This is a genomic window from Pseudovibrio sp. FO-BEG1, from assembly GCF_000236645.1.
In the GTDB taxonomy this organism is placed as follows: Bacteria; Pseudomonadota; Alphaproteobacteria; order Rhizobiales; family Stappiaceae; genus Pseudovibrio.
On record NC_016642.1, the window covers coordinates 944,240 to 968,986 of the forward strand.

The following is a 24,747-nucleotide window of genomic DNA, read 5'->3' on the forward strand; positions in this document are numbered from 1 at the left end:
GGAGAGATGACTACACTGGTCGTGCAAGATGAAGTTGCTGAGGAGAGGCATCGCTTCATCGAAAAGCTAACGCCATATCTATTCATCTCTCCCTGGATTCTGGGTTTCCTGTTCTTCACCCTTGGCCCGCTCATCTTCTCATTCATCATGAGCTTTTATGACTGGCCTGTGGTGGGGGAGCGGACATTCGTTGGGTTGCAAAACTACCAGGTCATGCTGACTGAAGATCCACTGTTCTGGGACAGTCTCTGGATCACGGTGAAGTTTGGCCTGTTCTTTGTGCCATTCAATGTGATCCTCGGCTTACTCCTTGCTGTTTTGCTTAATCAGAAAGTCATCGGGACAGGCTTTTTCAGAACAATCTTCTACCTGCCTTCAGTAATTTCCGGTGTCGCGCTCGTCACCATCTGGGCGTGGATCTACAGCCACGAATACGGCATTTTGAATTTCCTGCTTGGCCTTGCGGGCATTGAAGGACCTAACTGGCTGGGTGATCCAAACTGGTCTTTGCTGGCAATCGTGATTGCGTCCCTCTGGGGGCTTGGCGGAACCATGCTCATTTTGCTGACGGGTCTGCAATCTATCCCGAAAGAGCTGTATGAAGCTGCAAAGATTTCCGGCGTGCCTGCGTGGGCGAGGCTGGTTTACATCACCATCCCCATGCTCTCACCCATGCTGCTCTTTACGGTGATTACATCGATCATCTCAGCCTTCCAGCAGCTGACAATTGCATTGCTGCTAACTGGTGGTGGGCCACTGGAAAGCACCTACTTCTTCGCCATGTACATTTATGACAACGCATTCAAATACTTCGAGATGGGATTTGCTGCCGCCAACTCCTGGGTCATGTTCCTGATCATCCTCGCTCTGTCCATGATGGTTCTGAAGTCATCATCTGCATGGGTCTATTACGAAGGCGAGATGAAAAAGACGGAGGCCAACGATGACTAGAGCTCTCACATATGGCGCGCTGCTTTTCCTCTCTGCGATGTTCATCATCCCATTTTATTGGACCTTCATCACCGCAGTAAAAAGCATCGGAGAACTCTACCAGTTTCCGCCTGTCTTCTGGCCAAACGAGGTTATGTGGGAGAACTTCGTTACTGCATGGTTCAAACAACCTTTTGATGTTTATCTCAAAAACTCAGTGATCGTGGTGGTTCTCTCGACCATCGGGCAGCTGTTTTCTTGCTCACTGGTTGCTTTCGGCTTTGCACGTTTTCAGTTCAAGGGCCGCGATGCCATTTTCGTCCTGTTGCTCTCAACCATGATGATCCCGTGGGATGTGAAAATGATCCCGCTTTACATGGAGTTCAACATGCTTGGCTGGATCAACACGCTCAAACCACTGATCGTGCCAGCCTACTTTGCAGATGCATTCTTCGTGTTCTTGCTGCGCCAGTACATCATGACTGTACCCATTGAGATTGATGAAGCAGCGCGCATGGATGGCGCAAACTCCTGGCAGATCTACTGGCGTATCCATCTGCCATTGATGATGCCAGCACTCGTGCTTGTCGGCACCTTCCATTTCATGAACGCATGGAACGACTATCTGGGGCCGCTGATCTATCTAAACGATCAGTCCAAATACACGCTGACGCTGGGCCTTTCCATGTTCAAGGGCCTACATGAAACAGACATCACCTCAATTGCGGCTATTACGGTCGTCCTCTGCATTCCGCCGTTGATCCTGTTCTTCTTTGCACAGCGCTACATCATGGATGGTTCAATTGGCTCCTCGGTGAAGGGATAATGCATGACGCTATTTGACTTTACCCGGGTACCCTTCTCCCGCCACCAACGCTTCACCACGCTCTCTATGGTACGAGGGCAGGATGGTGAACAACAATGCTATCTGCGCTACGTGGCAGGCGGCGATGAGCGACTAAGCCTGGGTCGTTTGTGCAAGCTGGAGTTCTTAAGCGAGGATGGTTTAGAACTGACACCTCGGTTCTCTCTATCTCCACACAGGCTGGATGTTGAACTGTTTGCTGATGAGCAGAAAAGAGGAGACATCAGCTTCTGTATCGGGGATGGAGAAGTGCTCCACCTAAAAGGGAAGGGAGTATTGGTCCGGTTTGCTCTTGAAGGTTCTCGATACGACTACGCTTTCCAGCACCCAGGTGGTGAACAATGCATTGTGGCTGCAGGAGAAAATCTGCGCCTGACGCCCTTCGCCTCAAAGGGCAACGCCACCGTTGAAGGCAACTGGCGATGCGACCACGCAGACAACGTTGCCTTGACCTTCTCGGAAGAACAGTTTGAAGGCGGTATAATTCTTCACCGTCGCCTTTGCCCGGATGTTGTGAAAACCTCTTTTGAGGATGTTCAGGCAGCGTCTCAGAAAGCCTTCGCCAAGTGGCATGGAAAGCAACATCAGAGTGAAGCGGAGAAGTTAGCCACGTACCTTCTATGGGCAAACACAGTCCCGGCGGAGGGGGCCCTGACACATCCGGCCACGTACATGTCCAAGAACCACATGATCAACATTTGGAGCTGGGACAATGCGTTTTCTGCCATAGGTCTCGCTGGCATCAATCCTGAGCTGGCGTTTAGCCAGTTCGCTGCCATTTATGAGTGGCAAGATGACAGCGGTTTACTACCAGACTTTGTGCATGATGCTGGAGCCTCATTCGCTTTCACAAAACCCCCTGTTCATGGCTGGGCCATCGCCCACATCCTTGAAACATATCGAGGCAGTTTCACGCCTGATCAACTCGTCTATCTGCGCGAGAAAATGGAGCGTCAGCTCAGTTACTGGCTCAAGCACACACGCGCAAACCCACAGGAGCTTCCCAGCTATTTTCATGGTAATGACAGCGGCTGGGACAATGCCAGCTTCTTCGATCATGGTGGGCCTGTGATTGGGCCAGACCTGCCCACATTCCTCTGCCTGACTGCAAAGTGCATTGCGCAGCTCTATCGAAAGGCGGAAGCACCAGAGGTTGCCAGTAAGTTCGATCAGATAAGCACGGACCTCAGGGATCTGATGATCAAACAGCTCTGGAATGGCAAAACCTTTGAGTTCCGCAAATCAGCGCAACCAGAACTGACCCTTCCGGATACCAGCCTTGCCCAGTTTATGCCGCTGTTGCTTGGCAGTGATCTGCCAAGAGAGATTGCAGAGAAACTGCTCGAAAGGTTCAATTCCCTAGGCTTCCTCACAGAATGGGGACCTGCTACAGAACACCCACAGAGCACTTACTATGAAGCAGATGGATATTGGCGTGGCCCCATATGGGCGCCAACCACACTGCTGATCTTTGATGGTTTATGTCAGCAAGGTGAGATCCGACTGGCGCATGAACTGGCAAAGCGATTTATGAGAACTTGCGAGGCTTCAGGAATGGCAGAAAACTTTGATGCCTTGACTGGAGTCGGTCTACGCGACAAAGCATTCGCTTGGACATCCGCTGTCTATCTTCGTTTTCAGGATGTGCTGTCAAAGGCACAACTGACTCCAGCTTGAGTATCCAATGGCGCAAAGACCAACGATCAAAACAATTGCGAAAGAAACAGGGCTCTCAACGGCCACTGTTTCAAAAGCGCTCAATGCTTCCCCCCAGGTGCGCCCGCGTACCCGCGACAAGGTTTTGCAGGCTGCAAAAGAGCTGGGTTACGAGCTGAACATAAGCGGCGTTCAATTGCGCACTGGCAAGACCTATCAGATCGCTATGGTAACCGTCATTGCATCACCGGATGATGATGAATGGGCAGGGGTGGGCTACACGCAATTGATCAGCGGCATCTCCCGAGCAATCGCTCATACGCCCTATCGTGTGGTGCAGTATCAGGTAGCCAGTTTTGATGAGAGCTTCGAAGTCATCAAGCGTATCGTCCAGAATAAGAAGGCTGATGGCATTATCATCTCCGGAACACGCGTAAACGACCCCCGCATCAGCTTCATGCAGGAGAAGGAGTTCCCGTTTGTCACGTATGGTACCAGTGATGCCAGTGCACCTCATGCCTATGTGGACACGGACAACCGCCGCATCGTCACGATCTGCGTGGATCGCTTGCTCTCCAAAGGCCACCGCAGGATCGCAATGATCAACGCCAGAGAAGAGCTGAACTACACGCAAAACCGGGTGGAAGCCTACATTGCATCCTTGTCTCGTGCAGGACTGAGTTTCGATCCATCTCTGATTGCCTATGGCCGTCTGACGCCAGCGTTTGGCCGCGAGCAACTCTTTGAGATGTCTATGTTTGAAGAGCCTCCAACCGCCTACATTTGCGCCAACGAGGCAACGGCAATGGGCGTTCTTTCAGGATTCCAGGTGCGTGGTATGGAACATGGCCGCGATGCGGTCGTGATTGCGACGGACGACCTGAACGTGTCACAGTATTTCTCACCGCCAATTACAACTTGTTATCTCCCGATATCGAAGCCAAGCGAAACGCTGGGCCAGTTCATGCTGGACTTAATTGGCGGTGAGGATCCTAAAAATCTCCAGAAGCTGTTTGTGCCTGACTTGATCGAGCGTGGCGCTGACACGTGCAATCTGGAGAAGCAGTAGGCACAAAGTTAGCTCCTGCTATCAGCGATCAGAGCGATGTTCTTAAACCCTCGCTTTGAAAGCGCTTGAGCCCCTCGCCATGCCCGTAAACCAGTCCGGCAACAAAGCACGATGCGTTGGGCGCTGTTGAAGTCGAAATTGGTGAGCTCTTCTGGAAGAACACGCTGGGCACTTGGACAAACGGGCTCGGGTGCTTCTATGCTGTCTCTCAGCTCAATCACCAGCTCATCAGAGCATAAGCCTTCTGTTGAGATAAACGGTGCATGCCACTCTGGTTCCTTCGCGTTGAGGAAAGAGAAGCCACCGAACTTAAAGCTCTTAAGATCGATCGTAATAAGGCGACCCATTGGGCTCGGTGAGAAGCCAAGCAACACAGATAGAACCATCTGCGCCTGCATGGCACCAATGCTTCCAACTGCTGGCCCAAGCACACCTGCACTTGAACAGTTTGCAGCGTTTGTCGGCGGAGCAGGAAAGACCGCTCTTAGCGAAGGCACTCCGCCACAAAATCCGCCAAGGTACCCGGTCATTCCCAATGCCGACGCCGAGATAAGCGGTTTGCGTTGCTGGTAGCATTCGTCAGAGAGCGTGTAAGATGCTGCAAATGTGTCAGCCGCATCTACGATGATATCTGCCTGACCAACCAACTCAGAAACGTTTGCTGGCTCCAGTGCAATGTTGCGCGCCCGCAGCTCAATCTCCGGATTATAACCATGCAAACGAGCGGCTGCCGCATACGCTTTGCTTTCACCGACATTGGCAAGAGAATACAGCGGCTGGCGGTGAAGGTTGCTCTCTTCAACCACATCGGGATCAACAATCGTGATGATGCCAACTCCGGCACCAGCAAGATACTGCAGAACTGGACACCCCAACCCTCCAGCTCCAACCACCAGCACATGCGAAGCGCGTAGCCGGCCTTGGCCTTCTGTACCGACCTCCGGCAAAATCATCTGACGATCATAGCGGGTCATAGCCTACAGGCCTCCGCCCACTCCTGTGTTCTGGCAACCGGATCTGGGGCTTGCAGAATATCAGTCACCACGGCAGCACTATCTGCCCCAGCTTCAAACACGCCGGCAAGCCGCTCCGGTGTCAGGCCCCCGATGGCCACAAGAGGTGTCCCGCCAACCATCTGCTTCCAACGACGGACGCGATCCAATCCTTGTGGCGCCCATTTCATCTTCTTCAGCTTGGTTGGATAGACAGGCCCCAGTGCCACATACTCAGGTTCATGAGAGAGAGCTCGATCTAGTTCTGCTTCATCATGGGTAGAAAGACCAAAGCGAACGCTTGCCCTTCGAAGAGCGGCAAAGTCTGCGGTATCCATGTCTTCCTGGCCGAGGTGAATGAAGTCACAGCCCAGTTCCAATGCCAGCTCCCAGTAATCATTAATGATCAACTGGGTACCATGGGCTTTGCAGAAATCTCGGGCCTTGATGACTTGTCGACGGACCTCAGTTTCTGGTTGATCTTTGATCCTCAGTTGCACGAGCCTCACGCCATGAGGCACGAGTTTTTCGATCCAGTCCAAATCCCCGGTAATCAGGTAAAACCGTTCCATCAGATCAACTCCGCCATGCCAAGGATCGGGGTTGAAGGAACCGCCATATCCCGAGGTTCCATTGGATCGGCGGTATACCCAAGTCGGCCCGCTTCAACCGCTTGTGCCATCGCTTTCGCCATCAATGCTGGATCTCCCGCCTTTGCGACAGCCGTGTTGAGTAAGACAGCATCCATACCCAACTCCATCGCACGAGTTGCATCAGAAGGGCGACCAATCCCGGCGTCGATGATCAGTGGAGTATCCGGGAAGTGCGCTCGCATCGCCCGCAACGCATCTGGGTTCCGTAGTCCCTGACCTGAACCAATGGGTGCTCCCCATGGCATCAACAGCTCGCAACCAGCCTCCAGCAGTTTCTCTCCAACCACCAGATCATCCGTGGTGTACGGGAACACTTTGAAACCGTCTGCGCTCAGGATTCTTGCAGCTTCGACAAGACCAAACACATCCGGCTGCAAACTGTCTGTGTTGCCGATGACCTCCAGCTTTATCCAGTCAGTGCCAAACAACTCCCGGGCCATCTGCGCAGTCGTTACAGCCTCTCGCACGCTATGGCATCCGGCGGTGTTCGGTAGGATTTTGCAACCGCAATCCTTCAGTAGCTCCCAGAACCCTGCACCAGATCCATCCGCGGTTTCTCGCCGTAAGGAGACCGTAATGATCTCTGCCTGACTGGCCTCAATTGCCTTCTTCAACACGAGAGGTGAAGGATACTGGGCTGTACCAAGAAGCAGGTGGGAGCTGATTTTTGTACCGTAAACCTGCATTTCAACCTCCCTGCATTGGAGCCAGAACTTCCAGCTTGTCACCGTCTGAAAGTTGTGTTTCTGGATAGTCCTCACGAGGCACGAAGCTGCCATTCAGGGCTGCTGCGATTGCTGGGCTGATAAATTCCAGCTCGGCAAGGGCATCAGCCAAAGTTTTGCCAGCAACCTCACGCGGTTCTGCATTCACGATGATCTTCATTTGCAAGTCTCCGATAAAAGCTGCTCTGCTGCTTGCTGCGCCATTGTCGGAGCCAGCAAAAAGCCGTGGCGATAAAGCCCGTTGAGGTGAAGCACGCCATTGTATTCAACAAGACGAGGAAGGTTGTCAGGGAACGCAGGTCGCAAGCCTGCGCCGATTTCCACCACACTCGCCTCAGCAAAGGCCGGATGAATAGCAAAGGCTGCGCTCATCATCTCGGTGAGAGACCTGAGTGATGGAGGACGGTCTGAGTTGCTCTCCACCATTGTCCCCCCAATCATGAAGAGCCCATCGGCACGCGGCACCAGATAAAGCGGCATGCGCGGATGTAGGAAGCGAATAACACGAGACAGCTCAACCTCCGGGCAATGCAAAACCGCCATCTCACCACGCACAGCCCGCAAGTCAGGTAGAGCAGCCGCCATCGCCGTGCAGTTGAGGTCAACCTGCGAGGGTGCGTCAGTGCCATAGCGGATCTCCACACCTAGCTCCTCAACCGCTTTCGTCAGATCAGCAAGTGCCTGCCTAGGATCAAGATGCGCCTCTTCTTTGAAGAAAAGCCCTCGCTCAAACCGTCCTTCCAAAGCGGGTTCAAGCTGAGTGATTACCTGACCATCAACTTCATCAAAATGAGACGTCCGCCGTGCAAACCGTGTCAGTTCTGCATGATCTCGCGGCGGTGCCACCACAAGTGTTCCATGCCGCGTAACGGGTGTGACTTGAGCCCACCAATCTGCCGCAGTGCATCCGAGCGTGATGACATTCTCTTCCGCACTTTCCCGCTCGCAATAAGGGGTCAGCATACCGCCTGCGAACCGGGCAACGCTGTTTTCTCCGGGCTTTTCTGCCCTCTCGAAGATGGTGACAGATGCACCACGCTTTGCCAGTTCATAGGCGGAAGCCAGCCCTGCAAGGCCAGCTCCTGCAATCGTAATCACTGCTCCGCCTCCGCTAATGGAAGGTAAAGCTCACCACCTTCACGGAACTTGGCCGCCATCGCTTCCATGCCTTCTTTCTGAGCTTCAGCCCGAATGTCATGAGAAATCCGCATAGAGCAGAACTTTGGCCCACACATAGAGCAGAAATGCGCCACTTTGTGCGCATCCTTCGGCAAGGTCTCATCATGGAAGTTGCGGGCTGTTTCTGGATCGAGGGACAGGTTGAACTGATCCTCCCAACGGAACTCAAAGCGCGCACGGGATAGTGCATCATCTCGTCGCTGAGCACCCGGCAATCCCTTGGCAAGATCAGCAGCATGAGCGGCAATCTTGTAGGTGATCACGCCAGTCTTCACGTCATCTCGGTCGGGCAGCCCCAGATGCTCCTTCGGCGTCACATAACAAAGCATGGCACAGCCAAACCACCCAATCATCGCCGCGCCAATGCCAGAGGTGATGTGATCGTAACCGGGAGCGATATCTGTGGTGAGAGGGCCAAGTGTGTAGAATGGAGCCTCATGGCAGCATTCCAGCTGCTTATCCATGTTCTCCTTGATCTTATGCATGGCTACATGGCCCGGACCTTCGATCATCACCTGACAATCCTTGGCCCAAGCAATCTTGGTCAGCTCACCAAGCGTTTCCAGCTCAGCAAACTGAGCCTCATCATTCGCATCCGCAATGGAACCTGGACGCAAACCATCACCAAGGGAGAAGGCCACATCATACTGGCGGCAGATATCGCAGATCTCCGCAAAGTGCTCATAAAGGAAGCTTTCCTTGTGATGATGCAGACACCACTTGGCCATGATGGAGCCGCCACGAGAAACAATGCCTGTCACGCGATTAACGGTCATCGGCACCATATGCAGGCGCACACCAGCGTGGATGGTGAAGTAATCAACCCCTTGCTCAGCCTGCTCAATCAGTGTGTCGCGAAAAATCTCCCAAGTCAGATCCTCAGCAATACCATTTACTTTCTCAAGTGCCTGATAAAGCGGAACCGTCCCAATCGGCACTGGACTGTTGCGGATGATCCACTCGCGCGTATTGTGAATGTTGCGACCTGTCGAAAGATCCATCACGGTATCTGCGCCCCATCGGATTGCCCAAACCATCTTGTCCACTTCCTCCTCCATGGAGGAGGTGACAGCGGACGTGCCCATATTGGCGTTGATCTTCACCAAAAAGTTCCGGCCAATAATCATCGGCTCGCTCTCTGGGTGATTGATGTTGGAGGGGATAATTGCACGACCTGCGGCGACCTCATCTCGAACAAACTCCGGCGTCACATAATCAGGAATGCTTGCGCCCCAGTCATTGCCGGAACGTTCCTCGGCAACGGCCTCACGCATCTGGTTCTCGCGGATAGCAACAAACTCCATCTCCGGCGTGATAATGCCTGCGCGGGCATAAGCCAGCTGTGTCACAGCCTTGCCGTCCTTGCCACGCAGCGGCTGCGGCTTCACCGGAAATTCGGCAACCAACCGCTCACCCTGCGCGAAACCGTTGTCTTCTGGTTTGATCTCACGACCTTCATAAACTTCCACATCTCCGCGAGCCTTGATCCACTTGCGCCGTACTGTTGGCAGACCTTCGGAAATACTGGTTGTGACAGCAGGATCAGTGTAGGGGCCGGAGCTGTCATAGACTGGCAACGGTGGTTCGCCTGCAGTTGGATGGACGCTGATTTCGCGCATCGGTACTCGCACGTCTTTATGCAAATGACCGCTCACGTAGATCTTGCGTGACGCAGGCAAGGAGCCTGTGGTGATGGATGGCTTTGGGCTAGTCATAATGGTGCTCCTCAAGTTCATAACTCGAAAGACACCAGATGAGTTTTGGCTGGGAAACCGCAGGAAGATTTCCTGCTGAGTGGATCGCGGTGGATACAATACCCCTGATAACAGGCCGCGCGACCCGTGCTTCCTACGCCAGTATCAACTGGGTCAGGTTCAAAGGGTCGCGTCGCCGAGCTTGCGCTCTGTCAGCCTCTCAGTCTCCTAGGTGAGACTCCCCTGCATACGTGTTTTTGCTAGACCTATTAGAAGGGCCTGTCAAGGCAGGTTCGGTTCAGGTGAGGTTCAGAAATCTTCTGTAATTTGGCTTGGGTGAGAGGGGAGTTGTTGGCCCTTATTGGATTTTGAGGTTTGCGCACCTATCTCTCATCTAAGAATTTCACTTCTGGATATCGCAACTAATAATATCAACGAATGCCTGAAACCTCTTCTCTCCCGTCTGTTCTTGCCGGCCCTATTCTGCGGCGATTAGAAACCACCCGTCTCACCTTCTGGCTCGCTGTCCGCGCACCGGCAGATGTAAAGCTGGAGCTACTGCCCCAAGACGGTGATCCGCAAACCTATGAGCTTTCCAAAAAGCAGGCAGAGGTGAACCTGATTTCGGCAGGCACGCACCTCCATTACCTGTTGATCGACCTTCCGCTCCATCAGCCGCTGCCACAGGATGTCTGGGTAAACTATCGCCTATCTTTGCGCATGGCAGATAATGAGGCAGCAGGCTGGCAAGATCACACGGCTTGGGCACCTGATCTCTGTTATGAAGGTCAATCGCTTCCCGGCTTCCTTCTCAGCTCCAAGGTGTCTTCGCTTCTGCACGGCTCTTGCCGCAAACCACATCACGATTCTGGTGATGGCTTGGTCGCTGCGGACCAGTTTTTGGCAAAGCATATTGCATCGAATGGCGGGACCAAGATTGATCAGGAGAAATGGCCCGCTGCTTTGGTGATGAGCGGTGACCAGATTTACTCTGATGACGTTGCTGGCCCAATGCTGCGAGCAATCCATTCACTTATCGAAAAGCTTGGCATTACAGAAGAGCAGTTGAGTGGCTTGGAAAGCAAGATCCCTGACGCTGCATCAGATCTGTATAGCCATGGTGATACCTACTACCGACGTGAGAAGTTTCTGCCCAATCTGGAGAAGAACCGGAAGCTCTGGGTCGTCTTGTTCGGTGGTGTCGAAAAACCAATTTTTACGGCTGACCATGCTCACAACCACCTGATTACACTTGCTGAATTTCTGGCAATGTATCTGCTTGTCTGGTCCCCCGCAGCTTGGGATTTGGTTGAGACAGATAAACCTGAGGGTCTAACACCTGAAGAAACAGAGCTTTATGAGACTGAGCAGGAAATCCTGAAGGACTTTGTCTCAGGCCTCAGTCAGGTCCGAAGGCTCTTTGCGCATTTGCCTGTCGCGATGATCTTTGATGATCACGATGTCACGGACGACTGGAACCTCAATCGTGATTGGGAAGAGACCGCCTACGGTCACCCATTCTCCCGCCGCATCATCGGTAATGCCCTGTGCGCCTACATGCTCAATCAGGGCTGGGGCAACAAACCGGAAGCTTTCGCGGGTGGTCTGCTGGATGAGATGACTGAGGTCTTCAAGTCACCCGGCACAAGCGCCTACGATGAGTTTCTGGATCACCTCTTTGGCTTTGAGAACTGGGACTACCACTGGGAGCTGGACCCGCCACTGTTGGTGCTGGATACCCGCACACGCAGATGGAGATCAGAACGGGCAGGGTATTTGCCTTCAGGCTTGTTGGACTGGGAAGCAGTCACTGACCTTCAGCGATCCCTTCGCGGCAAGGACGCTGTCCTGCTTGTATCTGCTGCGCCAATCTTCGGCGTTAAGTTGATCGAGACCCTTCAGAAGCTGCTCACCTTCATGGGCAAGCCACTCATGGTGGATGCTGAGTATTGGATGGCGCATCCGGGAACTGCGGATGGCATTTTGAATGTGTTCCGTCACCGCAAAACACCAGACCGTTTCACGATCCTCTCCGGAGATGTGCATTACTCGTTTGTGTATGACGTAGAACTGCGCGGTCATTCCAGAGGGCCGGATATCTGGCAAATCTGTAGCAGTGGCATCAAGAACGAGTTCCCAGCAAAGCTGCTGGACAAACTCGATCATCTAAACCGCTGGCTCTATGCGCCTCGCTCACCGCTAAACTGGCTCACGAGACGGCGTGGAATGAAAGTGATCCCGCGCAAACCGGTCGGTACTCAGCATGGTCGTCGCCTGCTGAATGCAAGTGGCATTGGATTAGTTGAGTTTGACGAACATGGCGGGCCTGATCAAATCAGCCAGCTGCTGCCAGATGGTCGTCAGGTTGTGTTCGTACGCCGGGAAGAAGAAGCTCGCTGGGATTAACAGCAAAAAATCTAGAGCCAAAATAATACCTGTGGTCTGCAACTGTCTCAGGTAAATGCTGGAAATTTATTAGAATTACCCAAATTAAGGGCTCTGCCTAATATATCATTGCCATATCGCGAGTTGTTGGTATGCTATTGGTATCAGGGAGAGTCTCGTGTCCAGCATGTCCAGAAAAGTCGGGTTTCCAGAACATTCCAATCCACGAGAATGGCGAGAAACCGAGCAAAGATCTTCACGTTATGCAGGCTTGGAAACATGGGGGACCGATGAGGTTCTCAAAGCATTGCTGGGCGGCCAGATGCAGGCCCTCAATGCAGTCTGGGCCGCTCTGGGAGAACTGGAGACTGCTGTAGATGCGGCAGCTCAGCGACTACAGGCAGGTGAGGGACGACTTGTCTATGTTGGTGCAGGAACTTCAGGCCGCCTTGGCGTACTGGACGGCATTGAACTCATTCCCACATTCGGCTGGCCAGAAGAGCGTTTGATCTACGGTTTGGCAGGCGGCGAAGCAGGTCTTCTGCGTCCTCAGGAAGGAGCAGAAGACAGCGTAGAAGCAGGCCGAAACTTTATCATAGAGAACAAGGTTGGCGTTCAGGATGTTGTATTGGGGCTGGCTGCCAGTGGCACCACGCCATTCACCCGTGCTGCAATCCAGACAGCTCGTGCCTCAGGCGCACTGACCATATCATTAGCCAACAATCCGCAGAGCCCATTGCTGGCAGATGCGGAGCACGAAATCCTTTTAAGAACCGGCGCGGAAGTGCTGGCTGGCTCTACGCGACTATCAGCAGGGACCAGCCAAAAGGCAGCTCTCAACCTGTTCTCCACCGCACTGATGGTGAGGCTGAACAAGGTATATCGCGGTTACATGGTCGATATGCAGCTGACCAACGATAAACTGGATCAGCGCGCAAAAGACATGGTGGTCTCACTCACGGGCTGCTCGCAGGAAAAAGCTGCAGCATCCCTGCATGAAAGCGATAGTCAGATTAAGCTGGCTGTACTGTTGGTGCTTGGTGCAACCAAACAACAAGCCACCAATGTACTGGCAGAAACTCAGGGAGATTTGGGAGAATCTCTTCAGGTTCTTGGATTGCATCAACCCGAATAGCTTTTGCATCAGGTGAGACATTTCAATCATCTGACGCTCAAAAGAATATTCGCCCGCTGGGGGGCAGGCGAATTGTGATACCGGCAGTTTTTCAAGGCGGTATTCGATCATTTGTTATGGGAGGAATTTATGAAACACTATTTGTCATCGGGCATTGCTGCGTCTTTGCTACTGGGCTCCGCATCTTTCGCATTTGCGGCTTCAGAACTGACAATTGAAAGCTGGCGTAATGATGATTTGAGCATCTGGCAGGAAACCATTCTGCCTGCGTTTATGAAGGCGCATCCCGATATCAAAATCAAGTTCACACCAACCGCTCCGGTGCAGTACAACGCAGCGCTCAACGCAAAACTGGAAGGTGGCACCGCTGGTGATCTGATCACCTGTCGCCCGTTCGACGGTTCGCTGGACCTTTACAGCAAAGGCTACCTGAAGAACCTTCAGGGCATGGCAACGCTCGACAACTTCCCGGATTCAGCCAAAGGTGCGTGGAGCACGGATGATGGCAGCGCAACTTTCTGCGTGCCAATGGCAGCAGTGATCCACGGCTTCATCTACAACAAGGATGCCTTCGCTGAGATCGGTGTCGAGCCACCAAAAACTCAGGCTGAGTTCATGGCAGTGCTCGACAAAATCAAGGAAGACGGCAACTACATTCCAATGGCCATGGGCACACTGGATCAGTGGGAATCCGCTGCCATGGGTTACCAGAACATCGGTCCTATGTACTGGAAGGGTGAAGAGGGCCGCAAAGCCATCGTCGCCGGTACAGGCAAACTGACAGACGAAGGCTGGGTGAAGCCGTTTGAAGTTCTGGCCAGCTGGGGACCATACCTTGGTGACGGTTATGAGGCTCAATCTTATCCGGACAGTCAGACACTCTTCACGCTGGGCCGTGCTGCTATCTATCCATCAGGTTCATGGGAAATCGCAGGCTTCAACCGTGATGCGGACTTCAAGCTGGGCGCATTCCGCCCACCTCTGCCAGCGGAAGGCGACAGCTGCTACATCTCAGACCACACCGATATCGGCATCGGCCTGAATGCAGCCTCTCCGAATGCAGAAGCTGCGATGAAGTTCCTGGAGTGGATGGGTACCAAAGAGTTTGCGGAACTCTATTCCAACGCTGTTCCAGGCTTCTTCTCCTTATCCAAGCATGAGATCTCCCTGTCTGATCCACTCGCTGATGAGTTCATCTCATGGCGTAAGGACTGCCAGTCCACCAACCGCTCAGCTGCACAGATCGTTTCTCGCGGTACGCCAAACCTCTGGAACGAAATGTGGGTGGTTTCTGCAAATGTCATCAATGGCAAGCAGTCACCTCAGGACGCAGCCAACCAGCTGCAGAAGGGGCTAAGCTCCTGGTACGAGCCTCAGATGGACTAAGGCATCTCTCCTACCTGAACACAAAACAGCAGATGTGCAGCTCGCCTGCGCATCTGCCTTGCAATGAGAGATGATAGAAGTGGAACAAGACCTTATGGTCAGTGAGCGGAAAAAGAAGCCGTTTCGCTGGCACGTACTCGTCTTTCTGGCACCGGCAGTCATCGTCTATACGATGATCATGATCCTGCCGTTGGCTGAAACGCTGCGCTTTTCGTTCTTCCAAAGAGACACAACCACACAGGTGGTCTCATTTGTTGGTTTTGAGAACTACATCAAGCTGTTCTTCGATCCATATTGGGTTGAACCATTCCTGAACTCGCTCTGGAACAACTGCTATTTCTTCCTGATCCATATGCTGGTGCAGAACCCGATTGGCATTCTGATTGCAGCTTTGCTCTCCATGGTCCACTTGCCGGGCAAAAAGCTCTACCGCACTGCCATCTTCATGCCGACGCTGCTGTCCTTTGTGGTGGTCGGTTTCGTCTGGAAGCTGATGCTGTCTCCGCTCTGGGGGGTGTCGAAAGGCCTGATGAAGTCCGTCGGGCTAGGCAACTGGTATCTACCGTTCCTTGGCAAGGAAGAAACCGCGCTCACCACACTCTCTCTCATTTCCGTTTGGCAGTTCATCGGCATTCCAATGATGCTGATCTATGCCGCATTGCTCTCTATTCCGGATGAGGTGATAGAAGCGGCTGAATGTGATGGCGTGACCGGCATTTCTCAGTTCTTCAAGATCAAACTGGTCCTCATTCTGCCAACCATCGGTATCATCTCGATCCTCACATTCGTGGGCAACTTCAATGCGTTCGACCTGATCTACACCACGCAAGGTCCACTGGCAGGGCCAAACTTCTCGACCGATCTGTTGGGTACGATCCTCTACCGAACGTTCTATGGGCAACAACTCCAGCCGGGTGATCCCAACATGGGGGCTGCCATCGCAACGGTGATGTTCTTCATCATCCTGACGGGTGTTGCCATCTATCTCTTCTTCATTCAGCGTAAGCTGACACGCTACGAGATGTGAGGCGCAAATGGCTATTTCTCGTGCTAGACGAAACCGAATGGCAGAACTGGGCGCGCACGTAATCCTGCTTGCATTTGCAGTGATCGCGCTGTTCCCAGTACTCCTCATTCTCATCAACTCGCTCAAAACCAAAAAGGCGATCTTCCGCCAACCTCTGGAGTTCCCAACTTCTGAAACTCTGGATCTGATCGGTTACTCAACAGTGCTGCAGCAGGGCAATTTTCCGCTGTATTTCTGGAACTCATTGTTTGTGACCGGCGCCAGCTTGTTTTTCATCCTGCTGTTTGGGGCAATGGCGGCCTTCGCGCTCAGTGAGTACAAGTTCCGCGGCAACCGCTTGCTGGGGCTCTACATGGCACTGGGCATCATGATCCCAATCCGGCTGGGTACCGTCGGTATTCTTCGCCTTATGGTCACGACGGATCTGGTGAACACCCATTGGGCGCTCATTCTGGTCTACACCGCCCAAGGCCTGCCGCTGGCGATCTTCATCCTCTCAGAGTTCATGTCCACGGTCTCATCAGATCTCAAATCTGCAGGTCGTATTGATGGTCTTTCGGAATATTCCATCTTCTTCCGGCTCGTTTTGCCACTTGTGAGACCCGCAATGGCGACGGTAGCTGTGTTCTCAATGATCCCAGTCTGGAACGACCTGTGGTTCCCACTCATTCTTGCACCGGCTGAGCATACCAAAACACTCACACTCGGTGCGCAGGTGTTTGTGGGGCAGTTCACCAACAACTGGAATGCAATTCTGGCGGCCATGGCATTGGCGATCATCCCGGTGCTTGTGCTTTACACGATCTTCTCGCGCCAGCTCATCCGGGGCCTAACCTCAGGAGCAGTCAAATGAGTGACAAACCTATTCGCGTCCTCGTGGCAGGTCTTGGAAACATGGGTAAGTCTCACGCTCTGGCGTATGAAGCCAATCCAGGGTTTGAGATTGTTGGCCTGATCAATCGCTCTCCTGTCGAATTACCAAAAGAGCTGACTCACCACACAATCCAGCATGACTTCGCGCAGGCGCTGGTGGAGGCTAAGCCAGACCTCGTCTCCATCTGTACCTACTCTGACAGTCATGCTGAGTATGCCGTCATGGCTATGGAAGCAGGAGCAGACATCTTTGTCGAAAAGCCATTGGCAACCACGTTAGAAGATGCCCAAAGCGTTGTTGAAACGGCCCGCAAGCTGGGGCGTAAGCTTGTTGTCGGTTACATCCTGCGTCACCATCCATCCTGGACAACACTCATTGAGCAATCGCGGAAGCTGGGCGGACCTTATGTGTTCCGCATGAACCTGAACCAGCAGTCCAGCGGAGCCACCTGGCAAACGCATAAGCAGCTAATGCAAACCACATCACCTATCGTGGATTGCGGTGTTCACTACATCGACGTCATGTGCCAGATCACCGATGCCAAGCCTGTTGAGGTGCGAGGCATGGGCGTGAGGTTAAGTGATGAACTGCCGGACGACATGTACAACTACGGCCACCTTCAGGTGCTGTTCGAGGATGGCTCCGTCGGCTGGTACGAAGCAGGGTGGGGCCCGATGATGTCAGAAACAGCATTTTTCGTGAAAGATGTCGTGTCAAAGAACGGAAGCGTCTCCATCGTCATGGAAGGCGAAGCGCGTTCTGACGATATCGATATGCATACCAAAACCTCCACCATTCGTGTCCATTACGGCGACACAGATGCCAATGGCGAGTTCACGCGACAGGACGATGTGCTCAGCATGGAAGGTGAACCGGGGCATCAGGCGCTATGCGACCGGGAGCAAGTCTTTGTACTCAAAGCGATCCGCGAAGATCTGGATCTGGAAGACCACATGAATGCAGCGGTGAACTCGCTGGCTGTTGTTCTGGCTGCAGATCAGGCAGTGCGAACTGGTAAAGCGCAGAAACTGGACTTGTAATATGGCTAATCTAAAAATCTCATCTCTCTACAAGTCCTTTGGTGCCGAAAACGTGCTGGATGGAATTGATCTGAACATCAAGTCTGGCGAGTTCCTTGTCTTGCTAGGCCCATCCGGCTGCGGAAAATCCACGCTTCTGCGCATTATGGCGGGGTTGGAAGATGAAAGCGCAGGTGATATCGCAATTGACGACAAGTCCATCGCTCACCTGCCACCCTCAAAGCGTGAAATCGCAATGGTCTTCCAAACCTACGCTCTCTATCCGCATCTCAGTGTGCGTGGAAACATGGAGCTGGTGCTCAAACAGGCCGGTTACTCGAAGGCTGAGATCAAGGAGCGGGTGGCTGAAAGTGCAAGGGCATTAGAGCTGGATGCATTGATGGACAGAAAACCATCTCAGCTCTCAGGGGGGCAGCGCCAACGTGTTGCAATTGGTCGCGCAATTGTCCGAGATCCTAAGGTCTTTCTCTTTGATGAGCCTCTTTCCAATCTGGATGCTGCTTTACGCGGTCAGGTGCGTTTGGAAATTGCCCGCCTTCACCAACGCTTATCGGCCACAATGGTCTACGTAACCCACGATCAGGTGGAGGCCATGACACTGGCAGATCGGATTGTGGTGATGAATGATGGTGAGATTCAGCAAGTCGGAACACCTCGGGATCTGTATGAGCGGCCAGCGAACCTATTCGTCGCCAGCTTTATCGGCTCCCCCACCATGAACTTCCTGCAACTGGACAAGCTGACGGAGAAGAGTGCTCAGCTGAGGGACGGCACACAGCTTCCTGTGTCCAACAAGGCTTCTGTCATTCCATCAAACGTGACACTCGGCATCCGCCCATCTCACTGCGCTTTGCATGACAAAGCAGGGGAGGGCTATCTGAAAGCTGAAGTTTTGATCGAAGAGTACTTGGGCGACACCACCTATGTGCATGTTGAGCTGGAAACCGGTGAGCAAATGGTAGTTCGGGAGAACCCGGAGATTCAGCGTCAGACTGGTGAGGAAGTCTATGTGGAACTGAGCATTTCAGGCGTTCACCTGTTTAACGCAGACACAGGCAAACGAATGGAAGTGAGCGTCGTTGAGCGGGAAACAGCCTAACCGCTGAACTGAGGGGCAGTCTTAGTCCCTCAGTTTTCGTCAATCTGCGGTTTGTAGTCGAACTCGATGAACTGCAGAAACTTACGCAGAATTTCAGTCTCATAGTTCTTTTTGTAGATGGCACAAAGGTCTGCTGGAATGTCTTCCTTTAGTCGAATGAAGCGGACGTTCTTGGATTTCTGACTGCGGAAGCAATCACTGACCAGCGCGATCGCCTGTCCCGAAGCGACCAGAGCCAATAGTGTACTTGGCTCCTGAACCTCAAAAGCAGCCTTAGGATAAAACCCCTGATCTTTGCACCGGGCGATCAAAAATGGCGTTGAATTGGACATACTGCGATCCAAGACTGCCATTTCCTCATCTTTTAGCTCTTCCAGTGCGACCACCCTACGGTCCTTCAATGGGTGGGTGTTGGGAACTGCCAGAATAAGATTTTCTCGCACCAATACTTTGGAGTTCAAAGCTGGTTCATTAAGTGTATCGCCATAGCGACAAATGCCCAGATCGATAGTGCCCCCGTCGAGCGCTTCCTTCTGCTGATTAGGGGCCAGCTCTGTAAAATTTAGAGAGCAATCTGGATGCTTGCCCTTGAAATCTGAAAGTAAGTTCGCAAATCCATCAAGGAAGGCACTGCTCACCATGCCAATGCTCAGGGTCGAGTTTTCGGCACGACCCTGCCGCTGCGTGTTGGTTATGGCGTAATCCAACACCTTGAAAATCTGTTCACACTCACGCTTCAGCACGCGCCCTGCTGCTGTGAGAGAAACATTTCGGGAGTCTCGATGAAAGAGTGATAGTCCAAGGGCAACTTCCAACTCTTTGATTTGTATGGACATCGGTGACTTAGAAATATGCAGCTCTTCCGCTGCGCGGCCAAAGTGCCCACTTACTGCAACTTGATGAAAGTAACGCAGCATACGCAAAGTAATGCGCCCGGATGTAATGAGATCGTGCATGAACTTGTTTTGTTGTTTTTATTTTTGTCTAGGTTGTAGCTCTTAAAGTTCTACTATTTTTATTCTATATGTTCTGCAAGAACTATAATCTACGAAATAATCCTTATCTGGCGTGGTTTTCTACGTAATATTTTATAGTTTGTTTCGAAGTTCGAAACGATTGATATATTTAAAAAACTTAATAATTGCCTCTCAGGCAACTAGTTTGCCCTCACCGAAGGGAATTAGTTAAAAGGTGAGGCAAATTATGCAATTGGGTCAGTCCACATTCGCACCTACGCAAGGTGAGTGTGCTGCGCCTGTCGTATGCCTCGCTTCCATGGAGACCGACGGCTCTTACGCACGAACTCCCACCGTACGTACTCTGTCAGCAGCGGTAATTCCCTTTGAGGTATTGGAAGGTTCTACAACCGCAGGCGTTTTACATTGTTTTTCAATGAGAAAGCGTTTGTTGGATGCGGGTGGCCATCTCAACTGTCCACGTGAAGGTGGGTACGGTTAGTCGCCTTTCGGCACCTCAAAATTCTCCCCAACCATAATCAACAACTTACCTCAGAGCCTCTGGGAGGAGCTCATAATGTTCGCAACAGGTTTTCTTGGCATCGCTACACTGATCGTTATTGCTGTATTGGTTTCAACCAATCGCAAGGCGATCAACCTCCGCACCGTAGGTGGTGCGCTGGCTCTCCAGATCGGTATCGGCGCTTTCGTTCTTTACGTTCCAGCTGGCCGTGCCATTCTTCACGCAATGTCAACGGGCATTGCCGGTGTGATCGACAGTGGTCGTTCCGGTGTTAACTTCCTCTTCGGCAACCTCACCAACGGTTCACTTTCCGACACCGTTGGCTTCGTGTTTGCCTTCAACGTGCTTTGCCTCGTTATCTTCTTCTCTGCACTGATTGCTGTTTTGTACCACCTCGGTGTTATGCAGATCGTTATTCGCGTCATCGGTGGTGGCATGGCAAAACTGCTGGGTACCTCCCAGGCAGAATCCATGTCTGCAGTTTCCAACGTGTTCGTGGGCCAGACTGAAGCTCCACTCGTTGTGAAGCCTTACATGCCAAAGATGTCCGACAGTGAGTTCTTCGCCATCATGTGTGGTGGTATGGCTTCTGTTGCAGGTACTGTTCTCGGCGGTTATGCGCTGATGGGCGTTAAGATCGAATTCCTCCTCGCAGCGTCCTTCATGGCTGCTCCAGGTGGTCTTCTCTTCGCAAAACTGATCCTGCCAGAAACTGAAGAAACCAACTACACCGTTGAAAAAGACATGAGCTTTGGCGACGAAAAGCCAGAGAACGTGCTCGCTGCTGCTGGTCAGGGCGCAATGAACGGTCTGCAGCTTGCTGGCGCGATCGGTGCAAACCTGGTTGCAATGATCGGTCTGATCACTCTGGTGAACCTGATCCTCGGTGGTGTTGGTGATTTCGCTGGCTTCGATCTGTCTCTGGAAATGATCCTCGGCTGGATCTTCGCTCCAATCGCTTACCTTCTGGGTGTTCCAATGGCTGACATTGGTGTTGCAGGTTCCCTGATCGGTAAAAAGCTGGTTGTGAACGAGTTCGTAGCTTACCTCGACCTGAAGAACTACCTCGTAGACGCCACCGCAGTGGAAATGGGTCTGCCGGTCATTCAGGAAAAGACCAAAGCAATCGTTTCCTTCGCACTCTGCGGCTTCGCGAACATCTCTTCCATGGGTATTCTCATCGGTGGTCTGGGTGTTCTGGCTCCAAACCGCATGAACTTCATCGCGAAGTATGGTCCTCGCACACTGCTGGCTGCAACCTGCTCAAACCTCATGAGCGCAGCAATCGCGGGTATCTTTATCTCATTGGCAATGTAAGAGAGTTTTCTTCCTTAATCTCTGAATTGCCTGTGACGGGGGGAGCTTTGCTCTCCCCGTTTCTATTTGTGTCAGAAAAACAGACTGCGCTACGTTGGGGGTGGACGCGTCTCTGCTTCACAGGAAAGAAGCGTTACTCGTGAACGCCTTCTTCGATAACTTCTCGGGATCCTTGCGGAGGCATTTCCGGGAAAGCTGGAAGCTTTGGATCAATCTCATCCCAGGATGGTGCTCGGCTGGCATACACATTCACCTGAGGCTCAATAACCTCCGGCTGATCAACAGCAGATGCACGCACGAAAATCAGATCCGTCATAGATGAGTTCAGAGAGTACATCGCACTGCCGCAGGTTGGGCAAAAGCCCCGTGTGACCACATTCCCGCTATCAGCAGGTTTGTCGAAAAAGGTGAGCTCCCCAGTCACTTCCACCGCTTCTTTAGGCAGGGCCGCATGGGTGCAATGCCCTGTTCCCGATGACTTACGACAGTCATCACAGTGGCAATGCGCGGCCATCTGCGGCTTCATTCTTGATTTCAGCTGTACATTCCCGCAAAGGCAAGACCCTGTAAATGCGCTTTCCATGATACTATCCTTAGTCTGAGTTGAGAGATGTTTTAGTGACTTGTAAATTGCAAGTTACTATTCACAATAGGAGAGAATGGCGGTATGTCAACCGAAAACCGTTCCGGCTGCCCCATCGCGAATACGCTAGATATCGTCGGAGACCGCTGGAGCCTTTTGATCCTGCGGGATATGTTCAACGGAAAAAAGATCTTCTCAGAGTTCCTGAGCTCACCGGAAAAGATCACGACAAGCGTTCTGACCGTTCGCCTGAATCAGCTGGAAGCGGCTGGCATGGTCACCAAAGAGCTCTACCAATCGAATCCCAAACGCTATCAATATCTGCTGTCAGATCGCGGCAAGGATATCTTGCCTGTTCTTCAGGAAATGTGCCGATGGGCCAACAAGCACATGCCTGAAACGTGGATCCCACCAGAAAGCTTCATGCAGAAGCGCGTATAGAAAAAGGCTGGACGTGACATCCAGCCTTTCTCAAACTCCGTTGCCCCTTCTCGTCAGAACAGAACTGACGGCAACCAGGTTGCGATCTGAGGGAAGAACCAGACCAGCCCCATCCCGACAATCTGCAGCAGGATATAAGGCAGCACCCCCTTGTAGATCATACCTGTTGTGATCTCGGGCGGGGCCGCACCACGCAGATAAAACAGCGAGAACCCGAATGGTGGTGTCAGGAAGCTGGTCTGCAGGTTGATAGCGATCATCACAGAAAGCCAGATAGGATCAAAACCCATCATCAGCAGGGTAGGGCCAACAATCGGCAGTAGGATTACGGAGATCTCTACGAAATCCATGAAGAAGCCGAGGGCAAAAATCAGCGCCATCACAAACAGCAGGGCACCCATCTCACCGCCTGGCATTGCAGAGATCAGCTCCTCAATGCGAGCGTCACCACCAAGACCGCGGAAAATCAGAGAGAACACACTTGCCCCAATGATCGTCGCAAAGATCATCGCTGAGATGGAGAGTGTGTTGGTCATCACCGGCGCAAGCAGCTGAGATCGCCACATACGCATCACACTTTGAAGCAGACCGCTGATGCCAATGATCAGCAGCACAATCGCGACACCAGCAAGGCCATAATCAGAGACAGTTAACTCGCTGCGTTGCAAGCGGATAGTGGTCATCCCAGCAAGCGCGATCACCGCCAGCAGAGCCACAACACTTGCCCCAAGCAACAAGTTGGATTTGCCGTTACTCAGCCGGAAAGCCGCCAAAAGTAAAGCGCCCACTGCGCCAACCGCAGCCGCTTCTGTCGGCGTTGCGACACCACCCAGAATAGAACCCAGAACCGCGATTATCAGCGCCACTGGTGGGATCAGAACGGAAGCAATCCGGCGCGCTGATGTCTCGCCCAGTACACGCTTGTCCATGGCAGGCGCAGAGCTCGGCTGCAGATAAGCGCGGATCAACAGATAGACAATATAGACGCCCACCAACATCAGACCCGGAACCAGCGCTGCCGCAAAGGTTTGGCCTACGCTGATGGTCTCAACGGTGAACTTGCCTTCCGCAAACTGTGCCTGCTGATAGGCGTTGGACATCACCTCTGAAAGGATGATCAGCAGCGTGGATGGCGGAATGATCTGCCCCAGCGTGCCTGCGGTACACACAGTACCTGCCGCCAACTTTGGGTCATATCCATTACGCAGCATGGTTGGTAGAGCGATCAATGCCATTGTCACGACAGTGGCACCCACGATACCGGTTGAAGCCGCCAGCAGCCCACCAACGAGCACAACAGAGATCCCCAGACCACCGCGCAGCGAGCCGAACAGCTTGCCCATCTCTTCCAGCAAATCCTCTGCAATGCGGCTGCGCTCAAGCACCAGCCCCATGAACACAAAGAGCGGGATCGCAATCAGCACGTTGTTGGTCATCGTACCGAAAATGCGCTGTGAAAGTGCACCCAGCAGCCCGGTATCAAACGCACCGGTCATCGCTCCAAGAATAGCAAAGAGCACGGCCACACCGGCAATAGTGAAGGCCACCGGATAGCCCAGCAGGATCGCAAAGCACAGGCCCGCGAACATGAAGATGTCGAGAAACTCGGTCACAGCTTTGGCTCCTCAACATCAACGCCGCACAAAAACAGCCCATCCCGCAAAATGCCGGAGATGCCCTGAATGATCAGAAGACCACAAAACGCAGGAATAAGGCTCTTAAGTAGAAAGCTTGCAGGAATACCACCAACCGAAATCGGTCCTTCAAGGATCTTCCAGCTGTTGTAAACAAAGGGCCAGCTGATCCAGAGCAGCAGGCCAACAGTGGGCAGCAAAAAGAACAGAGCACCGATCAGATTGATGATGGCTTTGGCCTTGGGAGAAGCCTGCCCGTAAAAGATATCGACGCGTACATGCTTGTCAGCCAAAAGCGTATAGCCAGCGCCAAGCATGAAAACAGATGCATGCATGTAAAGCACGCCTTCGCCGAGGAAGATGTAGCTGACGCCAAACAGATAGCGCAGCAAAACGATCCCAAACTGCAACAGCAGCATGAATAACGCAAACCAGCGGATGGTATGACCAACCAACCGGTTGATTGCGTCGAGTTTCGAAACAACAGAGGTCATCGGTAAAATCCGATCAGGCCAGAGTATTTTCTTGGCTTTCCAGAGCGCATCTCAAAGCTATGGGAACCGGTTATCGGCGGATGAGACGCG

The 24,747-nt window shown here is 52.7% G+C and carries 23 protein-coding genes and 1 riboswitch; of the genes, 13 read left to right on the forward strand and 10 right to left on the reverse strand.

Features of this window, described 5'->3' with window-relative positions; all coding sequences use genetic code 11:
* The first annotated feature begins 6 nt into the window (after window positions 1-6).
* Genes PSE_RS04395 through PSE_RS04410 form a run of 4 tightly spaced genes read left to right on the forward strand, consistent with a single transcriptional unit; the run spans window position 7 to window position 4,520 of the window.
* Window positions 7-951: a carbohydrate ABC transporter permease gene (locus PSE_RS04395; protein WP_041767956.1), complete on the forward strand. Its 945-nt coding sequence runs from the start codon at window positions 7-9 to the stop codon at window positions 949-951.
* Window positions 944-1,756 carry a carbohydrate ABC transporter permease gene (locus PSE_RS04400; RefSeq protein WP_008548439.1) on the forward strand — a complete coding sequence of 271 codons (813 nt, stop codon included), beginning with the start codon at window positions 944-946 and terminating at the stop codon, window positions 1,754-1,756. The genes PSE_RS04395 and PSE_RS04400 overlap by 8 nt, the downstream gene beginning before the upstream one ends.
* A 3-nt stretch (window positions 1,757-1,759) precedes the next feature.
* On the forward strand, window positions 1,760-3,472 hold the full coding sequence (locus PSE_RS04405) for an amylo-alpha-1,6-glucosidase (RefSeq protein WP_041767958.1): 1,713 nt from the start codon (window positions 1,760-1,762) through the stop codon (window positions 3,470-3,472).
* A gap of 7 nt (window positions 3,473-3,479) precedes the next feature.
* Window positions 3,480-4,520: a LacI family DNA-binding transcriptional regulator gene (locus PSE_RS04410; protein WP_014283752.1), complete on the forward strand. Its 1,041-nt coding sequence runs from the start codon at window positions 3,480-3,482 to the stop codon at window positions 4,518-4,520.
* 8 nt (window positions 4,521-4,528) lie between these two features.
* On the opposite strand, the gene PSE_RS04415 is transcribed toward PSE_RS04410, so the two are convergent.
* From PSE_RS04415 to thiC, 6 genes are read right to left on the reverse strand one after another with little or no spacing between them, the layout of a single operon-like run.
* Window positions 4,529-5,494 (reverse strand): HesA/MoeB/ThiF family protein, encoded by a 966-nt coding sequence (locus tag PSE_RS04415; RefSeq protein ID WP_014283753.1) that lies wholly within the window; start codon window positions 5,492-5,494, stop codon window positions 4,529-4,531.
* On the reverse strand, window positions 5,491-6,084 hold the full coding sequence (locus PSE_RS04420; protein WP_014283754.1) for a thiamine phosphate synthase: 594 nt from the start codon (window positions 6,082-6,084) through the stop codon (window positions 5,491-5,493). The genes PSE_RS04415 and PSE_RS04420 overlap by 4 nt, the downstream gene beginning before the upstream one ends.
* A complete protein-coding gene (locus PSE_RS04425; RefSeq protein WP_041767960.1) occupies window positions 6,084-6,851 on the reverse strand; it encodes a thiazole synthase in 768 nt (255 codons plus the stop codon). The genes PSE_RS04420 and PSE_RS04425 overlap by 1 nt, the downstream gene beginning before the upstream one ends.
* A 1-nt stretch (window position 6,852) precedes the next feature.
* Window positions 6,853-7,050, reverse strand: coding sequence for a sulfur carrier protein ThiS (gene thiS, locus PSE_RS04430; protein WP_014283756.1), 198 nt, complete (start codon window positions 7,048-7,050; stop codon window positions 6,853-6,855).
* Window positions 7,047-7,988, reverse strand: a complete 942-nt coding sequence (locus PSE_RS04435; protein WP_014283757.1) for an FAD-dependent oxidoreductase — start codon at window positions 7,986-7,988, stop codon at window positions 7,047-7,049. The genes thiS and PSE_RS04435 overlap by 4 nt, the downstream gene beginning before the upstream one ends.
* Window positions 7,985-9,784 (reverse strand): phosphomethylpyrimidine synthase ThiC, encoded by a 1,800-nt coding sequence (gene thiC, locus PSE_RS04440; protein ID WP_014283758.1) that lies wholly within the window; start codon window positions 9,782-9,784, stop codon window positions 7,985-7,987. Before thiC ends, PSE_RS04435 begins: the two co-directional genes overlap by 4 nt.
* A gap of 113 nt (window positions 9,785-9,897) precedes the next feature.
* A riboswitch (TPP riboswitch) is annotated at window positions 9,898-10,018 on the reverse strand.
* Between the two features lie 183 nt (window positions 10,019-10,201).
* On the opposite strand from thiC, the gene PSE_RS04445 reads away from it, so the two are divergent.
* From PSE_RS04445 to PSE_RS04475, 7 genes are all read left to right on the forward strand, one after another.
* Window positions 10,202-12,169 (forward strand): hypothetical protein, encoded by a 1,968-nt coding sequence (locus tag PSE_RS04445; RefSeq protein ID WP_014283759.1) that lies wholly within the window; start codon window positions 10,202-10,204, stop codon window positions 12,167-12,169.
* Window positions 12,170-12,335: 166 nt separating this feature from the next.
* The gene (locus tag PSE_RS04450) at window positions 12,336-13,283 is read left to right on the forward strand and encodes an N-acetylmuramic acid 6-phosphate etherase (protein WP_041767962.1); all 948 of its coding nucleotides are present in this window, start codon (window positions 12,336-12,338) and stop codon (window positions 13,281-13,283) included.
* Window positions 13,284-13,412: 129 nt separating this feature from the next.
* On the forward strand, window positions 13,413-14,669 hold the full coding sequence (locus PSE_RS04455) for an ABC transporter substrate-binding protein (RefSeq protein WP_014283761.1): 1,257 nt from the start codon (window positions 13,413-13,415) through the stop codon (window positions 14,667-14,669).
* A gap of 70 nt (window positions 14,670-14,739) precedes the next feature.
* Entirely contained in the window at window positions 14,740-15,696 is a 957-nt protein-coding gene (locus tag PSE_RS04460; protein ID WP_371260840.1) for a carbohydrate ABC transporter permease, read from the forward strand.
* 7 nt (window positions 15,697-15,703) lie between these two features.
* Complete coding sequence (locus PSE_RS04465) at window positions 15,704-16,549, forward strand: carbohydrate ABC transporter permease (protein ID WP_244421347.1); 846 nt, start codon at window positions 15,704-15,706, stop codon at window positions 16,547-16,549.
* Window positions 16,546-17,610, forward strand: a complete 1,065-nt coding sequence (locus PSE_RS04470; protein WP_041767965.1) for a Gfo/Idh/MocA family protein — start codon at window positions 16,546-16,548, stop codon at window positions 17,608-17,610. The genes PSE_RS04465 and PSE_RS04470 overlap by 4 nt, the downstream gene beginning before the upstream one ends.
* A gap of 1 nt (window position 17,611) precedes the next feature.
* Window positions 17,612-18,709, forward strand: coding sequence for an ABC transporter ATP-binding protein (locus tag PSE_RS04475; RefSeq protein ID WP_014283765.1), 1,098 nt, complete (start codon window positions 17,612-17,614; stop codon window positions 18,707-18,709).
* A 29-nt stretch (window positions 18,710-18,738) separates the two neighbouring features.
* On the opposite strand, the gene PSE_RS04480 is transcribed toward PSE_RS04475, so the two are convergent.
* Window positions 18,739-19,665, reverse strand: a complete 927-nt coding sequence (locus PSE_RS04480; protein WP_014283766.1) for a LysR substrate-binding domain-containing protein — start codon at window positions 19,663-19,665, stop codon at window positions 18,739-18,741.
* A gap of 577 nt (window positions 19,666-20,242) precedes the next feature.
* Here PSE_RS04480 and PSE_RS04485 point away from each other — a divergent pair.
* On the forward strand, window positions 20,243-21,505 hold the full coding sequence (locus PSE_RS04485; protein WP_014283767.1) for a NupC/NupG family nucleoside CNT transporter: 1,263 nt from the start codon (window positions 20,243-20,245) through the stop codon (window positions 21,503-21,505).
* Between the two features lie 133 nt (window positions 21,506-21,638).
* Here the strand turns inward: PSE_RS04485 and PSE_RS04490 are convergent, their stop codons facing one another.
* The gene (locus PSE_RS04490; RefSeq protein ID WP_014283768.1) at window positions 21,639-22,088 is read right to left on the reverse strand and encodes a GFA family protein; all 450 of its coding nucleotides are present in this window, start codon (window positions 22,086-22,088) and stop codon (window positions 21,639-21,641) included.
* An 84-nt stretch (window positions 22,089-22,172) separates the two neighbouring features.
* Between PSE_RS04490 and PSE_RS04495 the strand changes: the two genes are divergently transcribed.
* Window positions 22,173-22,529, forward strand: coding sequence for a helix-turn-helix domain-containing protein (locus PSE_RS04495; protein ID WP_014283769.1), 357 nt, complete (start codon window positions 22,173-22,175; stop codon window positions 22,527-22,529).
* 53 nt (window positions 22,530-22,582) lie between these two features.
* Here PSE_RS04495 and PSE_RS04500 read toward each other — a convergent pair whose 3' ends face one another.
* Entirely contained in the window at window positions 22,583-24,142 is a 1,560-nt protein-coding gene (locus tag PSE_RS04500) for a TRAP transporter large permease subunit (RefSeq protein ID WP_014283770.1), read from the reverse strand.
* Complete coding sequence (locus PSE_RS04505) at window positions 24,139-24,657, reverse strand: TRAP transporter small permease subunit (protein WP_014283771.1); 519 nt, start codon at window positions 24,655-24,657, stop codon at window positions 24,139-24,141. Before PSE_RS04505 ends, PSE_RS04500 begins: the two co-directional genes overlap by 4 nt.
* Between the last annotated feature and the right edge of the window lie 90 nt (window positions 24,658-24,747).

Bases quoted from the DNA above. Each gene is read 5' to 3' on its own strand.
- PSE_RS04395 (WP_041767956.1), top strand. From the start codon at position 7: ATGACTACACTGGTCGTGCAAGATGAAGTTGCTGAGGAGAGGCATCGC.
- PSE_RS04400 (WP_008548439.1), top strand. From the start codon at position 944: ATGACTAGAGCTCTCACATATGGCGCGCTGCTTTTCCTCTCTGCGATG.
- PSE_RS04485 (WP_014283767.1), top strand. From the start codon at position 20,243: ATGTTCGCAACAGGTTTTCTTGGCATCGCTACACTGATCGTTATTGCT.
- PSE_RS04420 (WP_014283754.1), bottom strand. From the start codon at position 6,084: ATGGAACGGTTTTACCTGATTACCGGGGATTTGGACTGGATCGAAAAA.
- PSE_RS04475 (WP_014283765.1), top strand. From the start codon at position 17,612: ATGGCTAATCTAAAAATCTCATCTCTCTACAAGTCCTTTGGTGCCGAA.
- PSE_RS04410 (WP_014283752.1), top strand. From the start codon at position 3,480: ATGGCGCAAAGACCAACGATCAAAACAATTGCGAAAGAAACAGGGCTC.
- PSE_RS04450 (WP_041767962.1), top strand. From the start codon at position 12,336: ATGTCCAGAAAAGTCGGGTTTCCAGAACATTCCAATCCACGAGAATGG.
- PSE_RS04465 (WP_244421347.1), top strand. From the start codon at position 15,704: ATGGCTATTTCTCGTGCTAGACGAAACCGAATGGCAGAACTGGGCGCG.
- PSE_RS04495 (WP_014283769.1), top strand. From the start codon at position 22,173: ATGTCAACCGAAAACCGTTCCGGCTGCCCCATCGCGAATACGCTAGAT.
- PSE_RS04470 (WP_041767965.1), top strand. From the start codon at position 16,546: ATGAGTGACAAACCTATTCGCGTCCTCGTGGCAGGTCTTGGAAACATG.
- PSE_RS04490 (WP_014283768.1), bottom strand. From the start codon at position 22,088: ATGGAAAGCGCATTTACAGGGTCTTGCCTTTGCGGGAATGTACAGCTG.
- PSE_RS04505 (WP_014283771.1), bottom strand. From the start codon at position 24,657: ATGACCTCTGTTGTTTCGAAACTCGACGCAATCAACCGGTTGGTTGGT.
- thiC (WP_014283758.1), bottom strand. From the start codon at position 9,784: ATGACTAGCCCAAAGCCATCCATCACCACAGGCTCCTTGCCTGCGTCA.
- thiS (WP_014283756.1), bottom strand. From the start codon at position 7,050: ATGAAGATCATCGTGAATGCAGAACCGCGTGAGGTTGCTGGCAAAACT.
- PSE_RS04405 (WP_041767958.1), top strand. From the start codon at position 1,760: ATGACGCTATTTGACTTTACCCGGGTACCCTTCTCCCGCCACCAACGC.
- PSE_RS04415 (WP_014283753.1), bottom strand. From the start codon at position 5,494: ATGACCCGCTATGATCGTCAGATGATTTTGCCGGAGGTCGGTACAGAA.
- PSE_RS04425 (WP_041767960.1), bottom strand. From the start codon at position 6,851: ATGCAGGTTTACGGTACAAAAATCAGCTCCCACCTGCTTCTTGGTACA.
- PSE_RS04455 (WP_014283761.1), top strand. From the start codon at position 13,413: ATGAAACACTATTTGTCATCGGGCATTGCTGCGTCTTTGCTACTGGGC.
- PSE_RS04480 (WP_014283766.1), bottom strand. From the start codon at position 19,665: ATGCACGATCTCATTACATCCGGGCGCATTACTTTGCGTATGCTGCGT.
- PSE_RS04460 (WP_371260840.1), top strand. From the start codon at position 14,740: ATGATAGAAGTGGAACAAGACCTTATGGTCAGTGAGCGGAAAAAGAAG.
- PSE_RS04445 (WP_014283759.1), top strand. From the start codon at position 10,202: ATGCCTGAAACCTCTTCTCTCCCGTCTGTTCTTGCCGGCCCTATTCTG.